Origin of the sequence: Methylobacterium nonmethylotrophicum (assembly GCF_004745635.1) — a bacterium.
In the GTDB taxonomy this organism is placed as follows: Bacteria; Pseudomonadota; Alphaproteobacteria; order Rhizobiales; family Beijerinckiaceae; genus Methylobacterium; species Methylobacterium nonmethylotrophicum.
The window spans coordinates 1-23955 of the sequence record NZ_SRLB01000013.1 but is presented as its reverse complement, the minus strand read 5'-3'; the positions used below and the strand labels follow the sequence as shown (position 1 = coordinate 23955).

25 protein-coding genes are annotated in these 23955 nt (G+C 73.2%); 13 read left to right on the top strand and 12 right to left on the bottom strand.

All coding sequences use genetic code 11. The features are described from left to right. Nucleotides 1–51: 51 nt before the first annotated feature. The gene (locus tag EU555_RS18395; protein WP_135416632.1) at nucleotides 52–420 is read right to left on the bottom strand and encodes a hypothetical protein; all 369 of its coding nucleotides are present in this window, start codon (nucleotides 418–420) and stop codon (nucleotides 52–54) included. A 141-nt stretch (nucleotides 421–561) separates the two neighbouring features. On the opposite strand from EU555_RS18395, the gene yciA reads away from it, so the two are divergent. The 3 genes from yciA (at nucleotide 562) to hemW (ending at nucleotide 2587) form a co-directional block, all read left to right on the top strand. Further along, nucleotides 562–1023, top strand: coding sequence for an acyl-CoA thioester hydrolase YciA (gene yciA / locus EU555_RS18390; RefSeq protein ID WP_135416630.1), 462 nt, complete (start codon nucleotides 562–564; stop codon nucleotides 1021–1023). After that, nucleotides 1020–1361: a YkgJ family cysteine cluster protein gene (locus tag EU555_RS18385; protein WP_245524360.1), complete on the top strand. Its 342-nt coding sequence runs from the start codon at nucleotides 1020–1022 to the stop codon at nucleotides 1359–1361. The genes yciA and EU555_RS18385 overlap by 4 nt, the downstream gene beginning before the upstream one ends. Before the next feature lie 62 nt (nucleotides 1362–1423). Next, the gene (gene hemW, locus EU555_RS18380) at nucleotides 1424–2587 is read left to right on the top strand and encodes a radical SAM family heme chaperone HemW (RefSeq protein WP_135416628.1); all 1164 of its coding nucleotides are present in this window, start codon (nucleotides 1424–1426) and stop codon (nucleotides 2585–2587) included. A 7-nt stretch (nucleotides 2588–2594) separates the two neighbouring features. Here hemW and EU555_RS18375 read toward each other — a convergent pair whose 3' ends face one another. Beyond that, nucleotides 2595–3821 carry a penicillin-binding protein activator gene (locus EU555_RS18375; RefSeq protein ID WP_135416626.1) on the bottom strand — a complete coding sequence of 409 codons (1227 nt, stop codon included), beginning with the start codon at nucleotides 3819–3821 and terminating at the stop codon, nucleotides 2595–2597. Between the two features lie 157 nt (nucleotides 3822–3978). Here EU555_RS18375 and rsmI point away from each other — a divergent pair, with 157 nt between their 5' ends. From rsmI to EU555_RS18360, 3 genes are all read left to right on the top strand, one after another. Next, nucleotides 3979–4950, top strand: coding sequence for a 16S rRNA (cytidine(1402)-2'-O)-methyltransferase (rsmI, locus tag EU555_RS18370; RefSeq protein WP_135416624.1), 972 nt, complete (start codon nucleotides 3979–3981; stop codon nucleotides 4948–4950). Beyond that, the gene (locus EU555_RS18365) at nucleotides 4934–5326 is read left to right on the top strand and encodes a YraN family protein (RefSeq protein WP_135416622.1); all 393 of its coding nucleotides are present in this window, start codon (nucleotides 4934–4936) and stop codon (nucleotides 5324–5326) included. The genes rsmI and EU555_RS18365 overlap by 17 nt, the downstream gene beginning before the upstream one ends. 93 nt (nucleotides 5327–5419) lie before the next feature. After that, a complete protein-coding gene (locus EU555_RS18360; RefSeq protein ID WP_135416620.1) occupies nucleotides 5420–5635 on the top strand; it encodes a hypothetical protein in 216 nt (71 codons plus the stop codon). A gap of 343 nt (nucleotides 5636–5978) precedes the next feature. Here EU555_RS18360 and EU555_RS18355 read toward each other — a convergent pair whose 3' ends face one another. Further along, complete coding sequence (locus EU555_RS18355) at nucleotides 5979–6290, bottom strand: response regulator (RefSeq protein ID WP_425375132.1); 312 nt, start codon at nucleotides 6288–6290, stop codon at nucleotides 5979–5981. A gap of 326 nt (nucleotides 6291–6616) precedes the next feature. Here EU555_RS18355 and EU555_RS18350 point away from each other — a divergent pair, with 326 nt between their 5' ends. From EU555_RS18350 to EU555_RS18340, 3 genes are read left to right on the top strand one after another with little or no spacing between them, the layout of a single operon-like run. Then, complete coding sequence (locus EU555_RS18350) at nucleotides 6617–7501, top strand: glycine betaine ABC transporter substrate-binding protein (RefSeq protein ID WP_425375131.1); 885 nt, start codon at nucleotides 6617–6619, stop codon at nucleotides 7499–7501. After that, nucleotides 7498–8649 carry an ABC transporter permease subunit gene (locus tag EU555_RS18345; protein ID WP_135416617.1) on the top strand — a complete coding sequence of 384 codons (1152 nt, stop codon included), beginning with the start codon at nucleotides 7498–7500 and terminating at the stop codon, nucleotides 8647–8649. The genes EU555_RS18350 and EU555_RS18345 overlap by 4 nt, the downstream gene beginning before the upstream one ends. Beyond that, the gene (locus tag EU555_RS18340) at nucleotides 8646–9395 is read left to right on the top strand and encodes an ABC transporter permease subunit (protein ID WP_205820954.1); all 750 of its coding nucleotides are present in this window, start codon (nucleotides 8646–8648) and stop codon (nucleotides 9393–9395) included. The genes EU555_RS18345 and EU555_RS18340 overlap by 4 nt, the downstream gene beginning before the upstream one ends. Nucleotides 9396–9673: 278 nt before the next feature. Here the strand turns inward: EU555_RS18340 and EU555_RS18335 are convergent, their stop codons facing one another. Both EU555_RS18335 and EU555_RS18330 read right to left on the bottom strand, forming a co-directional pair. Next, nucleotides 9674–10741, bottom strand: coding sequence for a L,D-transpeptidase family protein (locus EU555_RS18335; protein ID WP_135416615.1), 1068 nt, complete (start codon nucleotides 10739–10741; stop codon nucleotides 9674–9676). A gap of 86 nt (nucleotides 10742–10827) precedes the next feature. Then, entirely contained in the window at nucleotides 10828–11742 is a 915-nt protein-coding gene (locus EU555_RS18330) for an extensin-like domain-containing protein (protein ID WP_135416613.1), read from the bottom strand. A gap of 135 nt (nucleotides 11743–11877) precedes the next feature. Between EU555_RS18330 and EU555_RS18325 the strand changes: the two genes are divergently transcribed. Both EU555_RS18325 and EU555_RS18320 read left to right on the top strand, forming a co-directional pair. After that, nucleotides 11878–13938, top strand: coding sequence for a M3 family metallopeptidase (locus EU555_RS18325; RefSeq protein WP_135416611.1), 2061 nt, complete (start codon nucleotides 11878–11880; stop codon nucleotides 13936–13938). A 70-nt stretch (nucleotides 13939–14008) separates the two neighbouring features. Further along, entirely contained in the window at nucleotides 14009–14896 is an 888-nt protein-coding gene (locus EU555_RS18320; RefSeq protein ID WP_135416609.1) for a hypothetical protein, read from the top strand. A gap of 16 nt (nucleotides 14897–14912) precedes the next feature. Here the strand turns inward: EU555_RS18320 and EU555_RS18315 are convergent, their stop codons facing one another. The 7 genes from EU555_RS18315 to EU555_RS18290 all read right to left on the bottom strand — a co-directional run bounded on the left by EU555_RS18315 (nucleotide 14913) and on the right by EU555_RS18290 (nucleotide 21258). Continuing rightward, complete coding sequence (locus EU555_RS18315; RefSeq protein ID WP_135416607.1) at nucleotides 14913–15104, bottom strand: hypothetical protein; 192 nt, start codon at nucleotides 15102–15104, stop codon at nucleotides 14913–14915. A gap of 521 nt (nucleotides 15105–15625) precedes the next feature. Continuing rightward, complete coding sequence (locus EU555_RS36265) at nucleotides 15626–15799, bottom strand: hypothetical protein (protein ID WP_167858598.1); 174 nt, start codon at nucleotides 15797–15799, stop codon at nucleotides 15626–15628. Nucleotides 15800–16009: 210 nt separating this feature from the next. Then, nucleotides 16010–16918, bottom strand: a complete 909-nt coding sequence (locus EU555_RS18310) for an NAD(P)/FAD-dependent oxidoreductase (RefSeq protein ID WP_135416605.1) — start codon at nucleotides 16916–16918, stop codon at nucleotides 16010–16012. Nucleotides 16919–17038: 120 nt separating this feature from the next. Next, nucleotides 17039–17377: a Grx4 family monothiol glutaredoxin gene (grxD, locus tag EU555_RS18305; protein ID WP_135416603.1), complete on the bottom strand. Its 339-nt coding sequence runs from the start codon at nucleotides 17375–17377 to the stop codon at nucleotides 17039–17041. Nucleotides 17378–17529: 152 nt separating this feature from the next. Continuing rightward, nucleotides 17530–17766, bottom strand: coding sequence for a BolA family protein (locus EU555_RS18300; RefSeq protein WP_135416601.1), 237 nt, complete (start codon nucleotides 17764–17766; stop codon nucleotides 17530–17532). A gap of 15 nt (nucleotides 17767–17781) precedes the next feature. Beyond that, complete coding sequence (purL, locus tag EU555_RS18295; protein WP_135416599.1) at nucleotides 17782–20004, bottom strand: phosphoribosylformylglycinamidine synthase subunit PurL; 2223 nt, start codon at nucleotides 20002–20004, stop codon at nucleotides 17782–17784. 114 nt (nucleotides 20005–20118) lie between these two features. Next, nucleotides 20119–21258 carry a PepSY-associated TM helix domain-containing protein gene (locus tag EU555_RS18290; protein WP_245524359.1) on the bottom strand — a complete coding sequence of 380 codons (1140 nt, stop codon included), beginning with the start codon at nucleotides 21256–21258 and terminating at the stop codon, nucleotides 20119–20121. A gap of 433 nt (nucleotides 21259–21691) precedes the next feature. On the opposite strand from EU555_RS18290, the gene EU555_RS18285 reads away from it, so the two are divergent. Both EU555_RS18285 and EU555_RS18280 read left to right on the top strand, forming a co-directional pair. Beyond that, a complete protein-coding gene (locus EU555_RS18285; protein WP_245524376.1) occupies nucleotides 21692–22942 on the top strand; it encodes a branched-chain amino acid ABC transporter substrate-binding protein in 1251 nt (416 codons plus the stop codon). 186 nt (nucleotides 22943–23128) lie between these two features. Next, nucleotides 23129–23955 (top strand): MCP four helix bundle domain-containing protein (locus EU555_RS18280; protein ID WP_135416595.1); only part of this gene is annotated, 827 nt, incomplete at its 3' end.

Sequence of the window (23955 nt, the reverse complement as noted above, 5' to 3'; positions counted from 1 at the left end):
CCGGGCGCCGCATCGTGAGCGCCGGGCCCTGCCGGCGCGACCGGGCGCCAGTCAGTCGAAGCTGCGCTTGGCGCCCGAGCCGCCGAGGCTGATCTTGCGGGTCTGGGGCGCCGTCGGGGCGGCCTGCGCGGGCTTGGGCGGCGGCAGGTGGGCCTGGCCGTAGACCACGGCGCCGATCTCGCCGAGCGCCTTCACCAGATCCTCCTTCTCACAGGTGCGGGCGACGGTGAGGCCGAGGGCGTGGGTGTGGCTCTTGGCGTAGAGATAGCCCGCGAGCTTGGCGCGGGTCTGCACCGGCAGCGCGGCGAGCAGGTCGGGCAGGTCCTCCTTCTCGGCCCGGTAGATCTCCCCGAGGGTCGCGAGGGGGACCGGGCAGTCGCGCTCGGCTTCGGCGCCGCTGGTGGGGTGGCCCTGGATCATGGTGCGTCCTCCGGCTGGTGGCGAGCGGCTGAACCTAGGGCCGACCGGCGGCGGAAGAAACCGCGGGGCCTTGGCGATTCGGGGCGCTCGCGCTCGGGTGCTTCGATGCCCTATGCTCGCGCGGGAGACCAGGGGGGCATCATGGCCAAGACCGGGGCAGCGACCGCCGAGGAGGCAACGGCCGGGGGAGGGACCGCGGCGGACACGACGGCGCGGCCGCAGGGCGACCTCACGGTGCGCACCATCGCGATGCCGGCCGACACCAACGCCAACGGCGACATCTTCGGCGGCTGGGTGATGTCGCAGATGGACCAGGCCGGCGGCATCGCCGGGGTCGAGCACGCGCAGGGGCGCGTCGTCACCGTGGCGGTCGACGGCATGACCTTCCTGAGGCCGGTCCGCGTCGGCGACGTGCTCTGCGTCTACACCCAGGTCGTCGCCACCGGCCGCACCTCGATGCGGATCCAGATCGAGGCCTGGGCGCGGCGCTTCCGCACCCAGATCCGCGAGAAGGTGACGGTCGGCGTCTTCACCTTCGTGGCCATCGACGACGACGGCCGCCCGCGCCCGATCCCGCCGGCGGCGCCGGGCCCGAGCCCGTGAACCGGCCCTTGGCCGGGGTCGGCCCCGCGCCTGCGACCCCGGCCGACCCCGCTGCGTTCGACTGCCAGGCCTGCGGCGCCTGCTGCGCCTACTCGGCCGAGTGGCCCCGCTTCAGCACCGAGGACGACGCCGACATCGCGCGCATCCCGGAGGACTACGTCGACGATCCGGCCGGCCGGATGCGCTGCGAGGGCGACCGCTGCAGCGCGCTGGCCGGCCGCGTCGGGGAGGCCGTGTCCTGCCGGGTCTACGCCGTGCGGCCCGAGGTCTGCCGCGCCTGCGAGCCCGGCGACCCGGAATGCCTGATCGCCCGGCGGCATCACGGATTGCCGGTATAACGCGGTCACCCCTTGCACCGGGGGCCCTTGCACGGAGCGCGCCGGGGCGGCACATCCGCCGGATGATCGATCATCCGACCCGGGACGTCGGCTTCGGGGTCTACCTGCACTGGCCCTTCTGCGCCGCGAAGTGCCCCTATTGCGACTTCAACAGCCACGTCCGCCATAGCCGCCCCGACCAGGCGCGCTGGCGGGCCGCCTTCGCGCGGGAGATCGCGCATGCCGCGCGCCTCGCGCCGGGGCGGACCGTCACCAGCATCTTCCTCGGCGGCGGCACGCCGTCGCTGATGGAGCCCGCCACCGTGGGGGCGCTCCTCGACGCCGTGGCGGGCGCCTGGAGCGTCGCGCCGGATGCCGAGATCACCCTCGAGGCAAACCCGACCAGCGTCGAGGCGGAGCGCTTCCGCGGCTACCGGGCGGCGGGCGTCAACCGCGTCTCCCTCGGGGTGCAGGCCCTCGACGACGCCGCGCTCAAGGCGCTCGGCCGCCTCCACAGCACGGCGGAAGCGCTGCGGGCGGTCGAGACCGCCGCCTCGCATTTCGACCGGTACTCGTTCGACCTGATCTATGCCCGGCCGGACCAGACGCCGCAGGCCTGGGCGCGGGAGCTGCGCGAGGCGATCGCCCGGGCGGCCGAGCACCTGTCGCTCTACCAGCTCACCATCGAGGAGGGGACGCCCTTCCACGGCCTCGCCGCCGCCGGCAAGCTCACCGTGCCGGACGACGACACCGCCCGGGCGCTCTACGACGTGACCCAGGAGGTCTGCGCGGCCGCCGGCCTGCCGGCCTACGAGATCTCGAACCACGCCCGGCCCGGCGCCGAATCGCGCCACAACCTGCTCTACTGGCGCTACGGCGAGTATGCGGGCATCGGCCCGGGCGCCCATGGCCGCCTCGTCCTGCCGGAGGGCCGCACCGGCACCGCGACCGAGCGGAGCCCGGAGGCCTGGCTCGCCCGCGCGGAGGGCGAGGGCCACGGCATCGTCGAGACGGAAGCCCTGAGCCCCGGCGACCAGGCCGACGAGTTCCTGATGATGGGCCTGCGCCTGCGCGAGGGCATCGACCCCGCCCGCTACCATGCCCTCTCCGGCCGGCCCCTCGATCCGGGACGGGTCGCCGGGCTCGTCGCGGCGGGCCTCGTCGCCCGCACGGCCGAGGGCCGCCTCGCCGCGACCCCGAAGGGCGCGCCGGTGCTCAATGCCGTGGTGGCCGAGCTGGCGGCGTGAGGCCGCCTCAGGTCCCCGACGGCCCGAGCGCCCGGGGCGCCGGGCTGACGATCGTGGTGCCGCCGCCGCGGATCTCGAACACCGCCAGGGTCCGGTCGCTGGTGCCCTCCGGGCGGAACCGGAAGGTGCCGTCGATGCCGGCGAAGCCCGACGGATTGGTCAGCGTCGTGTCGGCGAAGCGCTGCGAGCCGTATTGCCGGTTCAGCGCCGCCGCGAGGGACACGGCGTCGTAGGCGAGCGTCGCGACCCGCGCCGGCTCCGCGCCGAAGCGGGCCCGGTAGCGCTCCTTGAAGCCGGTGAAGCCCGCCGGGTCGGCGGCCGCGAACCAGCCGCCCTGGAGCGCCGGCAGGGCGAAGACCTTGGGGTCGTTCCACACCGCGGTGCCGACCGGCTTGACCCGGGCCGGGCTGAAGCCCGCGCGGGAAAGCGCCGCGCTCGCGGCGCTCAGGCCCTCCGGCGTGTCGGGCAGGAAGAGCGCGTCGGCCTGCGGGCCTGCGCCGGCGATCAGCGGCGCCAGCCGCCCGACCGAGGCGGCCGGGTTCCCGGCGGGGTAGCGCTCGATCGCCACGACGCGCCCGCCGCGGCGGGCCACCGCCTCGCGGAACTGCGCCTCGACGACGCGGCCGTAGGTCGAATCCGGGATCAGGGCCGCGAAGGAGCGCCGCCCGGCCGCCGTGGTCTCGTCGATGACGCGGTCGACCTCGGGCTGCGGCAGGAAGCTCAGGAGGTAGACGCCGCGCGCCGCCACGCTGGCATCGGTCGAGAAGGCGATCACCGGCCGGCCGGCGGGCCGCGCGGTGGCGGCGGCGGATTGCACCGCGGCGGAGAAGAGCGGGCCGATGACCAGCTCCGCCCCGTCCGCGAGGGCCGCGGCCGCCGCCTCCCGGGCGCCGTCCGGGGTGCCGCGGTCGTCCTTGACCAGGATCTTCAGGTCGGGGCTCTGGGATTCCTGCAGGGCGAGATCGGCGGCGTTGCGCATCGCCGCGCCGACCGCGGCGCCGGGCCCGGTGAGCGGCAGGATCAGCGCCACCTTGACGCTGCCAGCGCCGAGCGTGCTGGCGTCGCCGGCCGGTCCCGCCGCCGGCGCCTCGACCGGCACCGGGCGGGTGGCGACGACCGGGCTGTCGATGCCGCCGCAGGCGCCGAGCGCGCAAGCTGCCGCCAGCGCCAGGGCAGCGCGCCACGGCCTGCTCCGTGTCAACGACGTCAGAGTGTCGAGGCCGATGCCCCCCATCGCCCGCTCCCCCGGTCCGGCCGGCCCTGCGCCCGGCGCGCAACGCGCCAGCAATAGACCTGCCCGGTGCATAAAGTCTGCCGACGAAAAGTAAACGACTGCTCCCGCGCAACGCCGCCATGGCGCCGGGGCGGCGAGCCGTGGCACTGTCCCGGCGATGACCCAGCGCAGCGACGATTCCCGCCGACGTTCCCCCCCGGACAGGGCCGCGACCGGCCGCGGCCCGGCCTTCTACACCGCCTTCGGCCTCGCCGCCGAGGCCGAGCCCCTGTCGCCCGGCCTGCACGTGGTGGCGACCCCGATCGGCAACCTGAAGGACGTGACCTTCCGGGCCCTCAGCACGCTCGCCGCCGCCGACGCGGTGCTCGCCGAGGACACCCGGGTCACCCGCACGCTGCTCGCCCATTACGGCATCACCACGCCGCTCGTCGCCTATCACGAGCATTCGGGGGAGGGGGTGCGCGAGCGGATGATCGCCCGCATGCAGGGCGGCGAGGCCCTGGCCCTGGTCTCGGATGCCGGCACGCCCCTGGTGTCGGATCCCGGCTTCAAGCTGGTCCAGGCGGCGATCGCGGCGGGCCTCTCGGTCACGCCGATCCCCGGCCCGTCCGCCGCCATCACGGCGCTCGTGGCCGCCGGCCTGCCGACCGACCGCTTCTTCTTCGAGGGCTTCCTGCCGCAGAAGACCGGGGCGCGGCGCAACCGGCTCGCGGTGCTGGCCGGCGTGCCCGGCACGCTCGTGCTGTTCGAAGCCCCCCACCGCCTGCCCGAGATGCTGGCCGACGCCGCTGAGATGCTGGGCGGCACCCGCCCGGCCGCGGTGGCGCGCGAACTGACCAAGCTGTTCGAGACCGTGCGGCGAGGCGACCTTTCGGACCTCGCCGCGGAGTACGCCGCCTCCGGCCCGCCGAAGGGCGAGGTGGTGGTGGTGATCGGCACCGCGCCCGAGGCCGCACCGGGGCCGGAACACGACGCCGACCTCGATGCGCGCCTCGAAGCGGCGCTCGCCCGTCACTCGATCAAGGACGCCGCCAGCCTCGTCGCCGACGAGACCGGCCTCAAGCGGCGCGAGGTCTATGCCCGCGCCCTGGCGCTGACCCGGCGCGCCGACGATGCCGGCGAGGCCTGACGCCGCGGCGCGCCGTCGCCGGCTCACCTTCGTCCGCGGCCGCCGCGCCGAGATCCTGGCGGCGCTCGCGCTCCTCCTCAAGGGGTACCGGCCGCTCGCCTGGCGCGTCTCGGCCGCCGGCGGCGAGATCGACCTGATCGTGCGCCGGGGCGGCACCGTCGCCTTCGTCGAGGTCAAGGCCCGGCCGACCCTGGAGGAGGCCTTCGGCGCCATCGACGCGCGCAAGCGCCGCCTGTTTTCCCGCGCCGCCCGCGCCTGGATCGCCCGGGCGCCCTGGAGCGCCGGCCTCACCCTGCGGGCCGACGCGGTGTTCGTCGCCCCCGGGCGCTGGCCCCGCCACGTCGTCTCGGCTTTCGAGCTGGAGATCGACCCGTAACGGTGATCTCGCGGGGTTCCGTTCATCTCGCGTGCAGCGCAGCATACCTAAGCTGGCAGGCGTGACGGGACCACGGATTGGGGGTTTTGCGAGATGCGCAGCGGGTTCGGATGCGAGTCCTGCGGCTCGCCGGGAGTGCGCCTGCCGGCCGACCTGACCGACGACGCCATGATCAGTTGCGACGGCTGCGGCTGCACGCTGATGGCCTGGGGCGCGTTCAAGCGCCGCGTCGAGGCGCAGGAAGCGGCCGAGCGGCGCGAGCCCTCCGAGCGGCATGCCGCCGCAGCGCAGCAGCGGGCCACGCGCTGAGGGCGCGGGCTGTCCGCCAGGCTCGCTTGCTTCTCGGCGAATCAGAGCCTGTTTGAACGGTCCAACAACTTTGTCCCACACTCAACCTCATCCTGAGGTGTCAGTCGATCGAAGATCGACTGACCTCGAAGGAGGCCTCCAGCAATCGTTGTGATATCTGGAGCCCTCCTTCGAGGCTCCTTTCAGTCGCACCTCAGGATGAGGTCGTGATTGGGATGGATCAGGTCCATGCGATACCGTTCTCGGCTGTCAAACAGGCTCTCAGACCCGAACTGCGTCTTCCCAGGGCCGCGCAGCGGAACCCGGGAGCCGTGTTGCGGAGCCGCGCGCCCCGCCCGCCGCCTCAGCCCCCGGCCGCGATCGCGGCGATCAGGGTGCGCTTGAGATCCTGCTGGCTGAACGGCTTCTGCACCACCGGGCGGTCGCGGAACGGCTCGCGGATGCCGGCACCGCCGTAGCCGGTGGAGAAGACCAGGGGGAGGCCGCGGCGCACGATCGCCTCGGCGACGGGGTAGATCGGCTCGCCGGCGACGTTGACGTCGAGGATCGCGACCACGAAGCTCTCGGTCTCGGCCATCTCGAGCGCCTTGCTCAGGCGGGCGGCCGGACCCACGACCTCGCAGCCGAAATCGAGAAGCATGTCCTCCAGCAGCATCGAGATCGCCGCTTCGTCCTCCACCACGAGGACGCGGGCACCGTTCAGGAGGTCTTCGCTTGTTTCCGTGCCCACGCCGGAGTTCTTTCCCTCAACGCCCCGTAGCGAGGCCCCACCGACCCGTCCCTGCCGCAACGGAATCCGCCGCCCGGCCAGGGGTTCCATCCGCCCGCAACCCACGCGGGACCGCGCCGGTCGGCGTGACCTGCGCCGGTGAGCCGTCGCCCGGAAAGGCAGCCATGTCAAGCGCAGGGACCTGGGACCCGATGCAGCGGCGGCGGCGCGTGGACACCCCCTTGAACCGCCGGCACGTCCTCGCGGGGGGGCTGGCGGGCCTTGGCTTGGCCAAGGCCTCGATGGCTGCCGACGAGGCCGCCCGGCCGGTCGTCGTCGCCTCGAAGGTCGACGGCGAGGGCGCCCTCCTCGGCAACCTGATCCTCCTCGTCCTGGAGCGCCTCGGCGTGCCGGTGACGGCCCGGCTCCAGCTCGGCCCGACCCGGATCGTGCGCGGGGCGCTGACCGCCGGCGAGATCGACTGCTACCCCGAATATACCGGCAACGCGGCCTTCTTCTCCGGGACAGACGCCGACCCGGTCTGGCGCCGGGCCGACAGCGCCTTCGCTGCGGCGAAGGCCTTCGACGGCGTGCGCGGCCTGGTCTGGCTCAAGCCGGCGCCGGCCAACAACACCTGGCAGATCGCCGTGCAGGGCGGGCTCGCCCGGGCCGAGCGCCTCGCCACCATGGCGGATTTCGCCGGCGCGGTCCGCCGCGACCTCATCACGCTCGCCGCCTCGGCCGAGTTCGTCGAGAGCCCGGCGGCTCTGCCCTCCTTCGAGCGCGCCTATGATTTCGTGATGCCGCGGGAGCGGATCGTGATGCTGCCGGGAGGCGACACCGCCGTTACCTTAAGGGCTGCGGCGCAGGGGATCAGCGGGGTCAATGCCGGCATGGTCTACGGCACCGACGGGGCGATCGCGGCGCTCGACGTCGCGGTGATGACCGATCCCGCCGGCGCCCAGATCGTCTACGAGCCGGCCCCGGTGATCCGCGCCCCCATCCTCGACCGCCACCCGGAGATCGGCCCGGCCCTCGAGCGCCTGTTCGCCGGTCTCGACCTCGCGACCCTGCGCCGTCTGAACGGCCAGGTGGCGGTGGACGGCGACACCCCGGCGGCCGTCGCCCGCCGCTACCTCGGGGGCCTCGCGCGATGACGCTCCGTGCCGGCTGGCTCCCGCCCGCGACGGCGGGCCTCGCGGTCGCGGCCCTGATGGGCCTGCCGTTCCTGACCCTGGCGCCGAACCGCCTGGTACCCGGCGCGCCCGTCGGCTGCGGCCTCGCCGGCGCGGCCGCGGGCGCGCTCGCGGCGGCCGCCGCCCTGCTCCTCGCCGTCTCGGCGAGGCCCTGGCGCGCCTGGGCCGCCCTCGCCGCGGCGCTCGCCGCCTGGGGCGTGCTCCTCGCCGCGGCGGGGCAGGGCGCCGCCTCCCTCGTCGCCGGGCAGCCGCCGGCCGCCCGGGCCGCCCTCGGCTCGGGGGCCTGGCTCGCCGGGCTCGCCCTCGCGGGGCTCGCCGCCGAGGCGGCCCGGGCGGCGCTGCCGCGCCGGGGCGGGCTCCTCGCCGCGGCTGTCCTCCTCGGCGTGACGGGGCTCGCCGCGCGGGACGGCCTGCTCGACGCCGTCTCCCTCGCGGTCGAGTACCGGGCGCGGGCGGGCGCCGTGACGACGGCCCTCGTCCAGCACCTCGCCCTGTCCGGGGCTTCGCTCCTCCTCGCCCTCGCGGTCGCCGTGCCCCTGTCGCTCCTGCGTCTGCGCGACGGACCCGCCGCGCGCCTCGCCGACGGGGTCTTGAGCGGGATCCAGGTCGTGCCGGCGCTGGCGCTGTTCGCCGCCCTGGTGGCGGGCCTGTCCGGCCTGCTCGCCCTGGCGCCGGCCCTGCGCGGCCTCGGCCTCTCCGCCATCGGGCCGACGCCGGCGGTGATCGGCACCGCCGCCTACCTCGCCCTGCCGCTGGTGCGCGGCTTTTCGGCTGGCCTCGCGGCGGCGGACCCCGCCGTGCTCGACGCCGCCCGTGCGATCGGCCTCACGCCCCGCGAGGTGCTGCTGCGGGTGCGCCTGCCCCTCGGCGCGCCGGTGCTGATCGGCGCCTTGCGGGTGGCGGCGGTGCAGGGCATCGGCCTTGCCACCCTCGGCGGCCTCGTCGGGGCCGGCGGGCTCGGGGCCGTAGTGTTCGAGGGCATGGCGCAGTTCGCCCAGGACCTGATCCTGCTCGGGGCGCTCCCGGTGATCGGCCTCGCCCTGGCGGTCGATGCCGGTCTCGCGCTCCTCGCCGGGGCGGCACCGGAGCGCGGGGAGGAGCCGGCATGACCCGTCGAGCCCTGACCGGCCGTATCCTGGCGCCCCTGCTCCTGGCCGTCGGCCTCGCGGTCCTGAGCCTGCCGGAGGTCGCCGGATTCGTGGTGCGGGCGCTCGGCCTGCAGGCCGGCACCCCGGTCCCGGCCGGGCGCCTCGCCTGGCTCGCCCGCCATCACCTGGCCCTCGCGCTCGCGGGCTTCGCCCTCGCGGGCGGGGCCGGGCTCGCCCTCGGCATCCTGGCGACCCGCGCCGCCGGCGCGTCCCTGCGCGCCACCCTCGACACCCTGGCGGCGGCGGCGCAGGCCGCGCCGCCGGTGGTGGTGGTGGCCCTCGCCCTCCCGGTCCTCGGCTTCGGCGCGCCGCCCATCCTGCTGGCGCTCGCCGCCTACGGGCTGATGCCGGTGATGCGCGGCACCGTCGGCGCGCTCGCCACGGTGCCGGAGGAGGTGCGCCGGGCCGCGACCGCCCTGGGGCTCACCCCGGCCCAGCGCCTGTGGCGGGTGGAGCTGCCCCTCGCGGCGGGGCCGATCCTTGAGGCCCTGCGGGTCGTGCTGGTGCTCGCGGTCGCGACCACCGCCGTGGGTGCGCTGGCCGGCGCCCAGACACTCGGGACCCCGATCGTCGTCGGTCTCCAGACCCAGAACACCCTCGCGCTGATCCAGGGGGCCGCCGCGGCTGCGGCCCTGGCGTTCCTGGCGGATGCGGTGTGGCTGGGGGTGATGCGGGTAGTGGGGCGGGTCGTCGGCGGGCGGGCGTAGTAGTTCTGCTCACGTCGACCGTCTCCGAGTGCAGTCGGAGCCGGACTGCTGCGCCGTCGGGCAGGCTCTGAAGCCTTTGTTTCCAGTAATAAAATCATGAAACTGCGTCAAAAGACTTCTGTGTATATCCTTTCATCGATTTGGCACGGGATCCCCTCTCCCGCGCCGGAGAGGGGAGACGTGCGCACCGTCATCCTGCACCATCAGAAGTCATGGTTGCCGGGTTCCCGTACGCAGCCCCGGGATGACGGTGAGACGACCGCTCCGATCGCGCCCGCTCACTTCCCGAAATCCACTTTCGCCCCCTTCACGACGTGACGGGCGAGGTCACGGGCGTCCCAGTTGGTCAGGCGGACGCAGCCGTGCGACTCGGTCTTGCCGATCTTCTCCGGCTCCGGCGTGCCGTGGATGCCGTAGCCGTCATTGCCGGAAAGGTCGATCCAGACCACGCCGACCGGGTTGTTCGGACCGGGCTTGATGGTGAACGTGTGCTTTGCCTCGACACCCTTGAAGTCGTATTTCGGGTTGTAGGTGTAGGTCGGGTCGAAGGCGACGGCCTCGACCTTCAGGACGCCGGTCGGCGCCGGCTTCTCCTCGCTGCCGATCGAGGCCGGGTAGAGGTGCAGGAGCGCCCCGTCCTCGCCATAGGCGCGGACCTGGAGCGCGTCCTTGTCGACCTCGATCCGGCTGACCTTGGGCTTCTCGGGCAGCTCCTTGGCGGGGATGCGGCCGGTCTCGAGGGCGGGCACGGCCGCCACGGCGATCACCGTGCCGGGCTTGGTCAGGGGCGCGTCGGGATTCAGGGCCTCGAACAGGCCCTTGCTCATGTGGAAGCGCTCCGCCAGCATCTCGGCCGGACCGGTATAGGAGAGGGCCTTCAGGTCGGCCTGCTCCTCCATCTTCGGCGGGATCTCTTCGGCGAACGGGCCGGCGACGTCCCGCTCGGTCAGCGTGTACTGGATCACCGCCGGATCCTGGCTCGTGCCGGCGAGCGCCTGCCACAGGGCCGCGTCGAGGCGCCCGGAGGCGCTCAGGCCCCGGGCCTTGGCGAAGCCCGCGAGCGCGCCGCGCAGGTTGTCGCCGTCGCGCCCGTCGATGGCGCCGGGAGAGAAGCCGGCCCGGTCGAGCAGCACCTGCACCCGCACCAGGAGCGGGTCGGCCCGCTTCTCCGCCGACCGGGCGGGCTTCCTGGACGTCTCCTTCGTGTCCTTGGCGGCCCCGTCGGGCGAGGCCTCGGCGCCGAACTGCGCCTGGTTGATCGCCTCCGGCGTCAGCGCCGTCTCGGCGGCGCCGGCCGCGCCCGACAGCCCCATCGCCAGCAGAGCCGTCCCGAGCCTCGCCGCCATCCGCATCCGACCGCCTCCACACCGTCCCGGCCCGCACGCCGCGCCGGCAAGGCCTTAAAGCGCCGAATGCCTCCCGGCGTTCCCGCTCACTGGCACAGGCGGTGGCCGGCCGGGCGCTCGCGCTCGTCGAGGTGGAGGTGGTTGGCGTGGGCGGGATCCGAGCCGGGCCCGAGAACGGTGCGGAAGAAGCTGCAGGCCCGGGCCCGCACGGCCGCCTCGAAGGCCGCCTCCGGCGTGCCCTCCCGCCCCGCGCCGACGCTCACCGGAGCGCGTCCCTCGACCGAGAAGCCCATCACGTCGACCCCGTTGGCGTAGGCGTGCTCGCTCAGCTTCGCGGCCGGATCGTGGTTCTGCCCGCGGCACTCGTAGGAGCCGCCGATCTGGAATGTCAGGGGCGCCTTGCCGAGGGTGCGCTCGGCGATCACCCGCACCTCGGTGCTCCAGCGGCCCAAGGCCTCGGCGGCGGTGCAGGTGAGGGTGGCGGCGGGCGCGAGCGCGACGCCGTCCGGCAATTCGGTGACCCGCAGCGGCTTGGCCGCCCCGCACAAGCCGTCCGCGAGCGGCGCCACCGGCTCGGCCTTGACGCCGAGACGCGCGAGCCGGCGCAGGCAGGCGGTGTCGTCCGGCACGATCGTGGCGGGCGTGGGCGCCGGCCCGGACGGCAGGTCGGAGGGGCGCTCGGGCGGCAGCGGCGCCGGCTCGGCCATGGGCGCCGGAGGCGCCTCCTTGGAGACGGGCGCCGGAGGCGCCTCCTTGGAGATGGGCGACGGAGGCGCCTCCCGGGGGAGCGCGCCCTTGCCGGCCGGCTCCTGCCCGACGGGAGCCTTGGTCGCGGCCGGGTCCCTGGCCTCCTCCGGCCGGGGCGGCGGCAGGGGAACCTGCTCGGCCGGAACCCGGCTCAGCGGCGTCGGCCCGGCGGGCGCCTGTGCGGCGGCCGCACCGATCGCGAGGCCCGCTCCGACGAGCCCGGCGAGGATCCGCCCCGTGATCGTCCCCGGCATCGCGCGTTCTCCCTGGGCCCGCAAGGCCCGCCCCTCAACGGCCGGCCAAGCGTGACCGTTCCCGCGCGCCGTGCCGCGCTTGCGCCAGGCGCCCCAGGGTCTATCGTCGCGCGCCATTGCAGCGAGAGGACCGACATGCGCGGCGTCACGGCGGAGCACGAGCCCAACCCCTTCTCCGAGCCGGTCTGGACGACGCCCCACGGGCTGCCGCCCTTCGAGCGCATCGCGCCCGCGCATTATGAGCCGGCCTTCGAGCGGGCGCTCGCCGAGCACGTCGCCGAGATCGAGGCGATTGCCGGCAATCCCGAGCCGCCGACCTTCGCCAACACGATCGGGGCGCTGGAGCGCTCGGGCGAGGCCCTGCGGCGGGTCTCCGCCACGTTCTTCAACCTCGCGGGCAGCCACACCAATCCGGAGCTGCAGGCGGTGGAGCGGGCGGTGGCGCCGCGGCTCGCCCGCCACCGCAGCGCGCTCTTCCTCAATCCCGGCCTGTGGGCGCGGGTCTCGGCGGTGACGGAGGACGGGTTAAGCGACGAGGAGCGGCGGGTGCGCGAGCGCTACCGCGTGCTCTTCCGCCGCGCCGGGGCCGAACTCGATGCCGAGGCGAAGGAGCGGATGGCGGCCATCGCGGCGCGGCTCGCCGAGCTCGGCACGCAGTTCAGCCAGAACCTGCTCGCCGACGAGAGCGCCTTCACCCTGGAGCTCGACGGCGAGGACGATCTTGCGGGCCTGCCGCCGTTCCTGCGCGCGGCCGCGAGCCGGGCGGCGGAGGAGCGCGGCCTTCCCGGCCGCCACGTCGTCACCCTGTCGCGCTCGCTGATCGAGCCGTTCCTGGTCTTCTCGACGCGGCGCGACCTGCGCGAGCGCGCCTACGCGGCCTGGATCCGCCGGGGCGAGAACGGCGGCGACACCGACAACCGGGCGATCATCGGCGAGACCCTGCGCCTGCGCGCCGAGCGGGCGCGCCTCCTCGGCTTTTCCAGCTACGCGGCGTTCCGCCTCGACGACACCATGGCGGGCAGCCCCGAGGCGGCGGTCGGGCTCCTGCAAGAGGTCTGGGCGCCGGCCCGGCGGCGGGCGGAAGGAGAGCGCGACCGGCTCCAGGCGCTGGCGCACGAGGACGGCCACAACTTCGCGCTCGCGCCCTGGGACTGGCGCCACTACGCCGAGCGCCTGCGCCGGCGCGAGCACGACCTCGACGAGGGCGAGATCAAGCCGTACCTGCCCCTCGAGGGCATGATCCAGGCCGCCTTCGACACCGCGCACCGCCTGTTCGGCCTCTCCTTCACCGAACTGCCGGACGTGCCGCGCTACCACCCGGAGGTGCGGGCCTGGGAGGTCGCCGACCGCGACGGGCGGCTGGTCGGCCTCTTCCTCGGCGATTACTTCGCGCGGGCCAGCAAGCGCTCCGGCGCCTGGATGAGCGGCTTCCGCTCCCAGCAGCGCCTGACCGGCGAGGTCACGCCGATCATCGTCAACGTGATGAACTTCGCCAAGGGGGCCGAGGGCGAGCCGGCGCTGCTCTCCTTCGACGACGCCCGCACCCTGTTCCACGAATTCGGCCACGCCCTGCACGGCCTGTTGTCGAACGTCACCTACCCGCTCCTCTCAGGCACCGCGGTGGCGGGCGACTTCGTCGAGCTGCCGTCCCAGCTCTACGAGCACTGGCTCGAGCAGCCGGAGGTGCTGCGGGCCCATGCCCGCCACTACCGCACGGGCGAGCCGATGCCCGATAACCTGCTTCGCCGGCTGCTCGCCGCCCGCACCTTCAACCAGGGCTTCGCCACGGTGGAGTACACGTCCTCGGCCATCGTCGACCTCGACCTGCACCTGTCGCCGCAGGCCGAATCCGGCATCGAGCCCCTGGCCTTCGAGGCCGAGGCGCTCGCGCGCATCGGGATGCCTGCCGAGATCGCCATGCGGCACCGCACGCCGCATTTCCAGCACATCTTCGCCGGCGAGGGCTACGCGGCGGGCTATTACAGCTATCTCTGGTCCGAGGTTCTGGACGCCGACGCCTTCGACGCCTTCCGGGAGGCCGGTGACATCTTCGATCCCGCCACCGCCGAGCGGCTGCGCACCTACGTGTACGGCGCCGGCAACCTGCGCGACGCGCGCAGCGCCTACACGGCGTTCCGCGGCCGCCTGCCGAGCACGGGCCCGCTCCTGCGCAAGCGGGGGCTGGCGGCGGCATAGGGATCCGGTAACCATTCGGTAAGCAAACAAGGTTACCCAAAGCTTCCTGGATTTCTGGGAAGCTCGGGTCATGGTGGATCAGAACGACGTCGCCGGTGCGCCGGCCCCGGACGGTGCAACCTCGGCTCCGGCGAAGGGCGGGGTCCCGTCCGGGCGGTCCTGGTCGATGAAGGCCTGGCCGAAGCTGAAGACGACGACGGCCGCGGGCCTTCTCTGCGCCGGCTGCGTCGGCGCGCTGGCGGGCGGCGCCACCGTGGCGCTGATGAACGCCGCCCAGGGCGGCGGCGCGGGGATCCCGCAGGCCGAGTGGTCGCGGCTCAGCGGCCGGGTCGAGGCCGGGGCCGCCGAATCGGCCCGCCTCGCCACCGACCTGTCGCTCCTGCGCGACCGCACGGTCCAGGCCCACGAGGCCGCCGACAAGGGCCGCGCCGAGACCGGCGCGCGCCTCGCCCAGGTCACCGAGCGGCTGGAGCGGCTCCAGCGCCAGGACGGCGATCTCGCCGGCAAGGTCGCTTCCGTCGCCGAGCGCCTGGCCGCCATGGCCGAGCGGCAGGAGAGGGCCGAGCGCGAGCAGGCGGCCCGCCTCGCGGCTCTGTCCGACAAGATCGAGAAGCGTCAGGCCGGCAGTCCGGTCGCCGCCGCGCCGGCCGCGCCCGCGCCGGTGGCTGCGGTCGCCCCCGCACCGGCCCCGAGAACCGTCGCCGCGGCGGAGCCGGCGCTGACCGGCAGCCTGCCCGACCGACCGGTCGAGAAGGCGAAGCCGGCCACCATCGACGGCTGGGTGCTGCGCGACGTCTATGACGGGATGGCGATCCTCGAGAACCGCAACCGGCGCCTCGTCGAGGTCAGCCTGGGCGACACGCTGCCCGGCGGCGGTCGCGTCGAGGCGATCGAGCGCCGCGGCCGGAGCTGGGTCGTGATCACCAGCAAGGGACTGATCACGCCGCAGGCCTGGTAGGCGCGCGGTGACGCGCTCAGGCGGGCTGCAGGAGCGGTCCAGGCTGCCCGGCCGGCGCGGGCGCCGGGGCGGCGACGAGGCCGGCCGCCGCGCGGCGACGGCCGCGGGCCTTGGCCTCGGTCCGGGCGGCCTTGGTCGGATGAAGAAGCTCGGCGAGGCGGGCGAGGCTCTCGGCGTCGTCGAGGTTCCGTGACTCGAAATCGGGCATGGTTGTCCCCCGGGCACGTGGCCCGTGGCTGGTGGGGGGTACGCATACTCACGCTTGAGAACCAGTAACGGCCAAGGACTGTTACAGTTCCGTGTCCAGCCCTGCCGCGCAAGAGAAAGTTTCGCACCTTCGTCGAAAGACGGTAGTGCGTTCGCTTCCCCATGTCCGAAGTCCTAGTGCGCAGCCGGCCCGGGCAATGTGCGCCAGCGCACGATGCGCCATTGTGCAGCGCAGAGCGTTTGCATGTGCGTTGCAGCGTGCAGGGGCCGCGCCGGCCGCTGCGGAGTGCCCGGGGTCACCGCCCCGGTCATCCTTTCCGCCCCGCGCGACGGGGCACCCGCCCCAGCCGGCGCCGCTTCGGACGGCCCGCTCCGCCGGCCCGTCCGGCTCACCCCCGGCCTGTCCCCGGCCTGTCCCCGGCAGGGGGCCGCGCGTCGCGGCGGCACGCCAGGCCTCGGGACGCAGGCAGGGAATGCGCGGCGCGCCCGAGGGACCGGTGAGGACGTGAGCGGCTCTGCCGATCAGCCGCGGGGTTCGGTCGCGGCGCGGGCGGACTGCGCCATCCGGATCAGCTCCCGCGCGGTGAGTTCGTGATGCTCGGACTCGACCCGCACCGTCGCGGCCTCCCGGGCCACGGTCGCGCGCTGCGTGCGCCGGGTCAGCCCGGCCCGCCATGCCTGCGCCAGCGCTATCATGGGTGCCTCCCGTGATCGTGCAGGTACAGGCTAGCGAAGCTTCGCCTTACGATAAAGTCTTGACAGGAGGATTGTCCGCCCCGGCAGTTCTGCCGGATCGTCGCGCCGCGCGCCAAGCGCTTGCTGCTGCCGCATTATTGGCGGCGGGACGGCGCCAGGAGATTCGACGGAACGTCTCTGCGCTCTGCGGGCACATGCCGGCCGAGCGAATCAGCGCGTATCCTCGCGCAGGAGCTCGGTATTGACGGCGAAGGCCGCCATGGCGCCCTCGGCGGCGGCCACGATGGCGAGCTGGACCCGCCGCGAGGCGTCGCCCGCCACGTAGAGCCCCGGCACGTTCGTCTCCTCGTAGTCGCCGGTCGGCACCGTGCCCTTGCGCGACAGGTCGCAGCCGAGCCGCTCGACGAGCCGGGAGGGGATGCAGGGGCCGGTGGTGAAGAACAGCGCGCCGCACTCGAGCGCGTCCCCGTCGCGCAGGCGCACCCGGGCGAATCGCCCGTCCTCGCCCTCGAGCCGGGCGACCGTGCGCTCCTCGATCCGGATGCCCTGGCGGGCGAGGCGCTCCCGCTCTGGTTCGCCGAGATCGCAGGGCCCGTCGGTGCACAAGGTCAGGTCGCGGCTCCAGGCGGTGAGCTCGAGGGCGAGGCCCATGCCGGCCTTCTGGCCGGCCTCGCCCGCGCCGTAGACCGCGAGCGGCCGGTCGCGGTTCTCGTAGCCGTCGCAATAGGGGCAGTGGTGCACGCCGTGGCCCCAATACTCCGAGAAGCCCTCGATGGCGGGCAGGTCGGTGCGCAGGCCGGTGGCGAGGATCATCCGGCGGCCTCGCGCGCGGCGCTGGTCGTCCATGACGACCTGGAAGCCGTCCGGCGCCCGCACGGCATCGACGACCCGGCCGTCCCAGACCTCGACGGTGTCGTAGGCCGCGAGCTCGCGCCGGCCCTCCGCGCGCAGGTCGCCGGGGGCGCGGCCGTCGCGGCCGAGGAAGCCGTGCATCCGCGGCGTCACCGCGTTGCGCGGATGGCCGGCATCGATGAGCAGCACCCGGCGCCGGCAGCGCCCGAGGATGAGGGCCGCGGACAGGCCGGCCGGCCCGCCGCCCACGATGATCACGTCCCGCATGTCGCCGTCCCGAGAGCCGCCACTCGGGAATAGACGCGCCGGCCTCTGGCCCGGTTCGCCGCACGGCGACGAAAAAGGGCGCTCGCGCGCCCTCGTCCGCTCAGCGATGGTGCCTGCGGCTCAGGCCGCGGCGGTGCTGGTGGCGATGCCCTTCTCGGAGAGCAGCTGCTGCAGCTCGCCGGACTGGAACATCTCGCGGGTGATGTCGCAGCCGCCGACGAACTCGCCCTTGACGTAGACCTGCGGGATGGTCGGCCACTGCGAGTAGGCCTTGATGCCCTCGCGGATCTCCATGTCCTCGAGCACGTTCACGCCCTTGAACGGCACGCCGAGGTAATTGAGGATCTGGGCCACCTGGCCCGAGAAGCCGCACATCGGGAATTGCGGCGTGCCCTTCATGAACACCACCACGTCCTGCGACTGGATCTCGGTCTCGATGCGGCTGTTGACGTCGGTCATGGCTACGGTCCTCGTTCCGGGAGTCATTTAATGATGGCCGGCCGGAATGTCCAAGGTCGGTCGCGCAGGCGCCGGGCGCGTGCCCGGCATGGGGACCGGGCGACGGCGTCCTCCGGGGCCCGTGCGGTCCGCGAGCCGGGCGTTCCCGGGCCTCACTCCTGCGGCACGCCCGTGGTCAGGGCGAGGGCGTGCAGCACGCCGCCCATGCGCCCCTGGAGCGCGCCGTAGACCATCTGGTGCTGCTGCACCCGGGACTTGCCCTTGAACGCCGCCGACACGACGGTGGCGGCGTAGTGGTCGCCGTCGCCGGCGAGGTCGCGGATCTCGACCGTGGCGTCGGGCAGGGCTTGCCGGATCATCGCCTCGATCTCGCGGGCATCCATGGGCATCGGATCGTCTCCTTCTCAGGCCGCGTCGGCGCTCGGCCCGGCCATATAGGTCGGCAGCCAGCCCTCGTGCGCGGCGCGCAAGCTCTCGAGGGTGATGATCTCGTCGCCCGGCAGGGTCAGCGAATCGGCGCCGGTGACGCCGATCACCGCCGCGTCGATCCCTTGCGCACTGGCACTGTAGAGGAGGTCGGCGACCGCGTCGGGCTCCACCGCCAGGAGGTAGCGGCCCTGGTCCTCGCCGAACAGGTAGGCGTGGCACGGGACCGGCAGCGGGCATTCGGGCAGCACGGCGCCGATGTTGCCGGCGAGCGCCATCTCGGCCACCGCCACGGCGAGGCCACCATCCGAGAGGTCGTGCACCGTGTCGACGATCCCCGAGGTGATGAGCCCGCGCACGAAGTCGCCGTTGCGCTTCTCGGCGGCGAGGTCGACCGGCGGCGGCGCCCCCTCCTCGCGGCCGCAGATCGTGGCGAGGTAGGCCGATTGCCCGAGCCAGCCCTTGGTGGCGCCGATCAGCACCAGGGCGTCGCCGTCGCGCTTGAGCGCGATGGTGGCGATCGTCTCGACGTTGTCGACGACGCCGACGCCGCCGATCGTCGGGGTCGGCAGGATGCCGACGCCCTCGGTCTCGTTGTAGAGCGAGACGTTGCCGGACACGACCGGGAAGTCGAGGGCGCGGCAGGCCTCGCCGATGCCCTGGATGCAGCCGACGAACTGGCCCATCACCTCCGGCTTCTCGGGATTGCCGAAGTTGAGGTTGTCGGTGATGGCGAGCGGCCGGCCGCCCACCGCCGTGATGTTGCGCCAGGCCTCCGCCACCGCCTGCTTGCCGCCCTCGACCGGATCGGCCTCGCAGTAGCGCGGGGTGACGTCGGTGGTGAGCGCCAGGCCCTTCGGCCCGTCCTCGACCCGCACCACCGCGGCGTCGCCGCCGGGCTTCTGCACGGTGTTGCCGAGGATGAAGTGGTCGTACTGCTCGTAGACCCAGCGCTTCGAGGAGAGGTCCGGCGAGCCGACGAGCTTCTTCAGCGCCTCGACGTTGCGCATCGGCGCGGCCACGTCCTCGGCCTTCAGCTCCGGCTGATACGCGTTCTGCCGGTGCGGCCGGTCGTAGAGCGGCGCCTCGTCGCCGAGTTCCTTGATCGGCAGGTCGGCGACCGTCTCAGCCCCGTGCTTGATGACGAAGCGAAGCGTGTCGGTGGTGTGGCCGATGATCGCGAAGTCGAGGCCCCACTTCACGAAGATGTCTTGCGCCTCTTTCTCCATGCCGGGCTTGAGCACCATGAGCATGCGCTCCTGGCTCTCGGAGAGCATCATCTCGTACGCCGTCATGCCGGGTTCGCGGGTCGGGACCGCGTCGAGGTTCAATTCCACCCCGAGATTGCCCTTGGCGCCCATCTCGACCGCCGAGCAGGTCAGGCCCGCAGCACCCATGTCCTGGATCGCGATCACGGCGCCCGAGGCCATCAGCTCGAGGCAGGCCTCGAGCAGCAGCTTTTCCGCGAAGGGATCGCCGACCTGCACGGTCGGGCGCTTCTCCTCCGAGGAGGCATCGAAGGCGGCCGAGGCCATGGTGGCGCCGTGGATGCCGTCGCGGCCGGTCTTCGAGCCGAGATAGACGATCGGATTCCCCACGCCCGTGGCGGCGGCGTAGAAGATCGCGTCGGCCTTCGCGAGGCCGACCGCCATGGCGTTGACCAGGATGTTGCCGTCGTAGCGGCTGTGGAAGCCGACCGCGCCGCCGACCGTCGGCACGCCGAAGGAGTTGCCGTAGCCGCCGATGCCCGCGACCACGCCCGAGACGAGATGGGGCGTGCGCGGATGGTCGGGCGAGCCGAAGCGGAGGGCGTTCAGGGCCGCGATCGGCCGGGCGCCCATGGTGAAGACGTCGCGCAGGATGCCGCCGACCCCGGTCGCCGCGCCCTGGTAGGGCTCGATGAAGCTCGGGTGGTTGTGGCTCTCCATCTTGAACACGCAGGCGAGCCCGTCGCCGATGTCGATGACGCCGGCATTCTCGCCCGGGCCCTGGATCACCCACGGCGCCTTGGTCGGCAGGGTCTTCAGGTGCAGGCGGGAGGACTTGTACGAGCAGTGCTCGTTCCACATCGCCGAGACGATGCCGAGCTCGGTGATCGTCGGCTCGCGTCCGATCAGCCCGACGAAGCGCTGGTACTCGTCCTCGGTCAGGCCGTGCTGGCGCACGAGCTCGGGCGTGATGGAGACGTCGTTGCGGATCATGCGGCATCCTCTCGCCGGTCGGCGGCCCTGCTGACCGTGCGCTTAATGCCTCAGGGGACCGGAACGCAACTCGCGAAGAGCGGCGTCGGGCTGCAGGTTTCAGGCGACTTGGCTTCAGGCGACTTGGGCCGCTTCGGGCGCGTGGCGCCGCCGGCTGCGGCGCCGGCCGAGATAGAGGAGGAGCCCCGTCACCCCGAAGAGCGGCATGGCGAGCGCCGCCAGCATGAAGGCGACGGTGCCGACGGGCCCGAAGAAGCGGCCCTCGTGCAGGGCCAGCACGCTGCCGACGAGCCGCGCCCCGAGGGGCCGCTCGGCGTAGAGGTCGCGGGAGTCGAGCGTGCCGTCGGGGCGGAAGCGCCACTCGTCGCGGGCCTGGACATGGGCGGCGTCGAGGGCGACCGCCCGGATGCGGATCGTCTCGCCCGCGCGGGCCGGCGCCAGGGAGGCGGTGGCGTAAAGGCCGTTCGTCGCCGCCGTGAAGGCCGCGAAGGCGGGATCGAGGGGGGCGGGGGCGCCCTCGCGCCGGGCCATGCCGCCGGGCCGCTCCCCGCGGGGCGGGGCCGCGGCGGCCGGCTGGCCGGTGAGCAGGATTGTCACCCCGTCGCGGTACCACCCGTAGGACCACCACAGGCCGGTGAGCGCCATCACGAGGTAGAGCACCAGCACCCAGGTGCCGACGACCGCGTGCAGCGACCAGTGGAGCGCCCGGCCGCGGCGATTGAGCGCCGGCTTCAGCCAGACCCGCCAGTCGCGCCGGCCCTTCGGCCAACGCAGGTAGAGGCCCGACAAGGCGAGGTAGACCAGCGACAGCGCGGCGGCGCCGGTGATGGTCCGGCCCCAGCCGTCGCCGTTGCCGGGCAGGATCAGCCAGCGGTGCAGCCGCCGGACGAAGCCGAAGAAGTCCGCCCCCCGGGCCGCCCCGAGGATCCGGCCGTCGTACGGATCGACATAGGTCTCGACGCCCCGTCCGGGGCCGCCATCGGCCAGGCGCACCTGCGCCGCCCTGTCGGCCGCGCCGCTCATCACCAGCAGCGTGACGCGCCGCCCCGGCGCCTCGTTCGTCAGGCGGGCGATGAGCGCGTCCGGGGTCAGACGCGGCGCCTCGCGGGCCGGGACGGCGACGATGCCGGGGCTGAGGAGCGCCGTGACCTCGTCCTCGACGCTCAAGAGGCCTCCGGTGACCCCGAGCACCATCAGGACGAGGCCGGCGGTCAGGCCGAGGAACCAGTGGACCTGGAACAGGGCGGATCTCACCGGCTAAGCCCCCGCGCGGGCCGGCACGGCCGGCATCGCTGGACTGGTCGCGGGCTTGGCGGCCGCGTCGGATCGAGTCATGGTCGCGTATTCCCGCCTCGCGCGCGCCCGGCCGACCTGTCGTCGGCCGAAGACCGCGGAGACGCCGCCGCTTACGCTCCGGATGAAGAGGCTGTCAACGGTTCCGCCGCAGGATCTTGCTGGTGCTCTAATTAGACTTATTCCAAGGTTGCGCCGTCGACAAGTCGTGATTCAGTCATTTACTTGGCTAATCCGAAAGTATCACCCGTGACGTGCTGCGGGGGCGGCGGCATCGCAGTTTTCTGCTTGACGCTGGCCCGTCCGGGGCGGGACCTTCGCTGCCGGCAACGCGGTGCCGGCCCGGGCGGGCCCGAGACATCCGCGGCCCGACAGGAGAGGAAGCATGACGTCCATCCGCGAGGCGCTGCGTGGCGCCGTCGTCGTCTCGGCCCTCTGCGGCTCCGCCGCCTGGGTTCTCTGCGGCCCGGCCGCCGCGCAGGAGGCGGTGAAGGTCGCCTTCATCGATCCGCTGTCGGGCGGCGGCGCGCCGACCGGCGAGGCCGGCCTGCGCCACTTCCAGTACATGGCCGAGGTGCTGAACGGCCGCCAGAAGCAGTTCCGCTTCGAGGTGCTGGCCTACGACAACAAGGTCAACCCGCAGGAGACGCTGATCGCCGCCCAGAAGGGCATCGATGCCGGGGCCCGGGTGCTGGTGCAGGGCAACGGCTCCTCGGCGGCGGCTGCGCTCACCGACTTCGTCGCCAAGCACAACGAGCGCAATCCCGACCGCCAGGTCGTCTATATCAACTACTCGGCGGTCGATCCCTCGCTGACCAACGAGAAGTGCAACTACTGGCACTTCCGCTTCGATGCCAACTCGGACATCAAGATGGAGGCGCTGACGAGCTTCATGAAGACGCGGCCCGAGATCAAGAAGGTGTACCTCATCAACCAGGACTACTCGTTCGGACAGTCGGTGCGGCAGCAGGCCCGCGCGATGCTGAAGGCCAAGCGGCCCGACATCGAGATCGTCGGCGACGAGGTGACCCCGCTGCAGAAGGTCAACGACTTCGCCCCCTACGTCACCAAGATCCGCGCCTCGGGGGCGGATTCGGTCATCACCGGCAACTGGGCGCAGGACTTCAACCTCCTGCTCAAGGCCGCCGCCGAGGCCGGGCTGCAGGCGAGCTTCTACACCTATTATGCCGGCGGTACCGGCGGCCCCTCGGTGGTGCGCCAGACCGGGCTCGCCCACCGGGTGTTCGAGGTGTCGCAGGGCACCGCCAATGAGGGCGACGCCGCCACGCAGGACATCGAGGCCGCGTTCCGGGCCCGCACCGGCATCGCCGTGACCTATCCGCGGGTCTTCAACGCGATGAACGCCCTGCTGACCGCGATGCAGGAGGCCGGCTCGTCGGAGGCGCGCAAGGTGGCGCCCAAGCTCGAGCAGGCCCGCCTCAAGCCCTATGTCGGCAGCGACGCCTACGTGCGGCCCGACGACCACCAGTACTTCCAGACGATGTTCGTCCACTCCTTCGGTCCGATGGAGGCGGGGATGCGCTTCGACGAGGAGGGCACCGGCTGGGGCTGGAAGATGATCGGCCGGGTCGAGACCAAGGACACGCTGGTGCCGACCACCTGCCGGATGAACCGGCCGAGCTGATCCGCCCGCCGGCGGATACCCGGGACCTGGCTGCCCATTCGCTGAGCCCGGATGCCGATTCGTTCGGCGTCCGGATCCTTTATGCGCCAGCAACGCTTTGATTAATCACGACATAACGAAGACGCTCTAACACGTGGCGGCGCCTCGAATCCCGGGGCGGCATCGTCGACGGCGGGCAGTCGCACCATGAAGTTGTCAATCAAGCAGGTCCTGGTCGTGACGATCACGGCGCTGATGCTTTTCGTCGTGGCCCAGGGCGGCAACGGGATCTTCCGGCTGATGACGTTGCGGGACGAGGTCGTCGATATCGCCCGCACCCGGATCCCGGCCTCGAACCTGATCAACCAGATCTACGCCGAGACCCAGAGCTACCGCATCCATCTCTATCGCTTCGTCGTGACCTCGACGGATGACGACGCCTATGACCGCAACGAGCAGAGCCTGACGGCGAGCCGCAAGGCACTGGTCGACCTCCAGGCGCTGTACGAACCGTTGATCTCCGGGTCCGAGGAGCGGGCCACCTTCGCGCGCTTCGTGTCCAGCTGGAGCCGCTATCTCGAGGGCCAGAAGACGATCACCGGCGCGATGGCGGCGGGCGATCAGGCCTCGGCGCTCGCCACGCTGACGAGCCCGGCGATGACCAGCACGAACGCCGAGGCGACGGGCGCCCTGAAGGCGATCGTGGAGATGAACGCCCGCGCCGCCCTGGCGGGTGCCGAGCGCGGCAGCACCAGCGCCGACGGCGGCATCCTGGCGGCCGCGATCATGACCGCGCTCGCCCTGGCGGCCTCGGTCGGTGCGGTGATCTTCAGCCTCCTCGGCGTCGCCCGGCCGATCGCCCGCATGACCGACGCGATGGGACGGCTGGCGCGCCACGACCTCGCGGTCGAGGTGCCGGGCGCCGGGCGGCGCGACGAGATCGGCGCCATGGCGGCGGCCGTCCAGGTGTTCAAGGACGGGCTGATCCGCGCGAAGGCGCTCGAGGAGGAGACCGCGCTCGCCCGCGCCTCGGC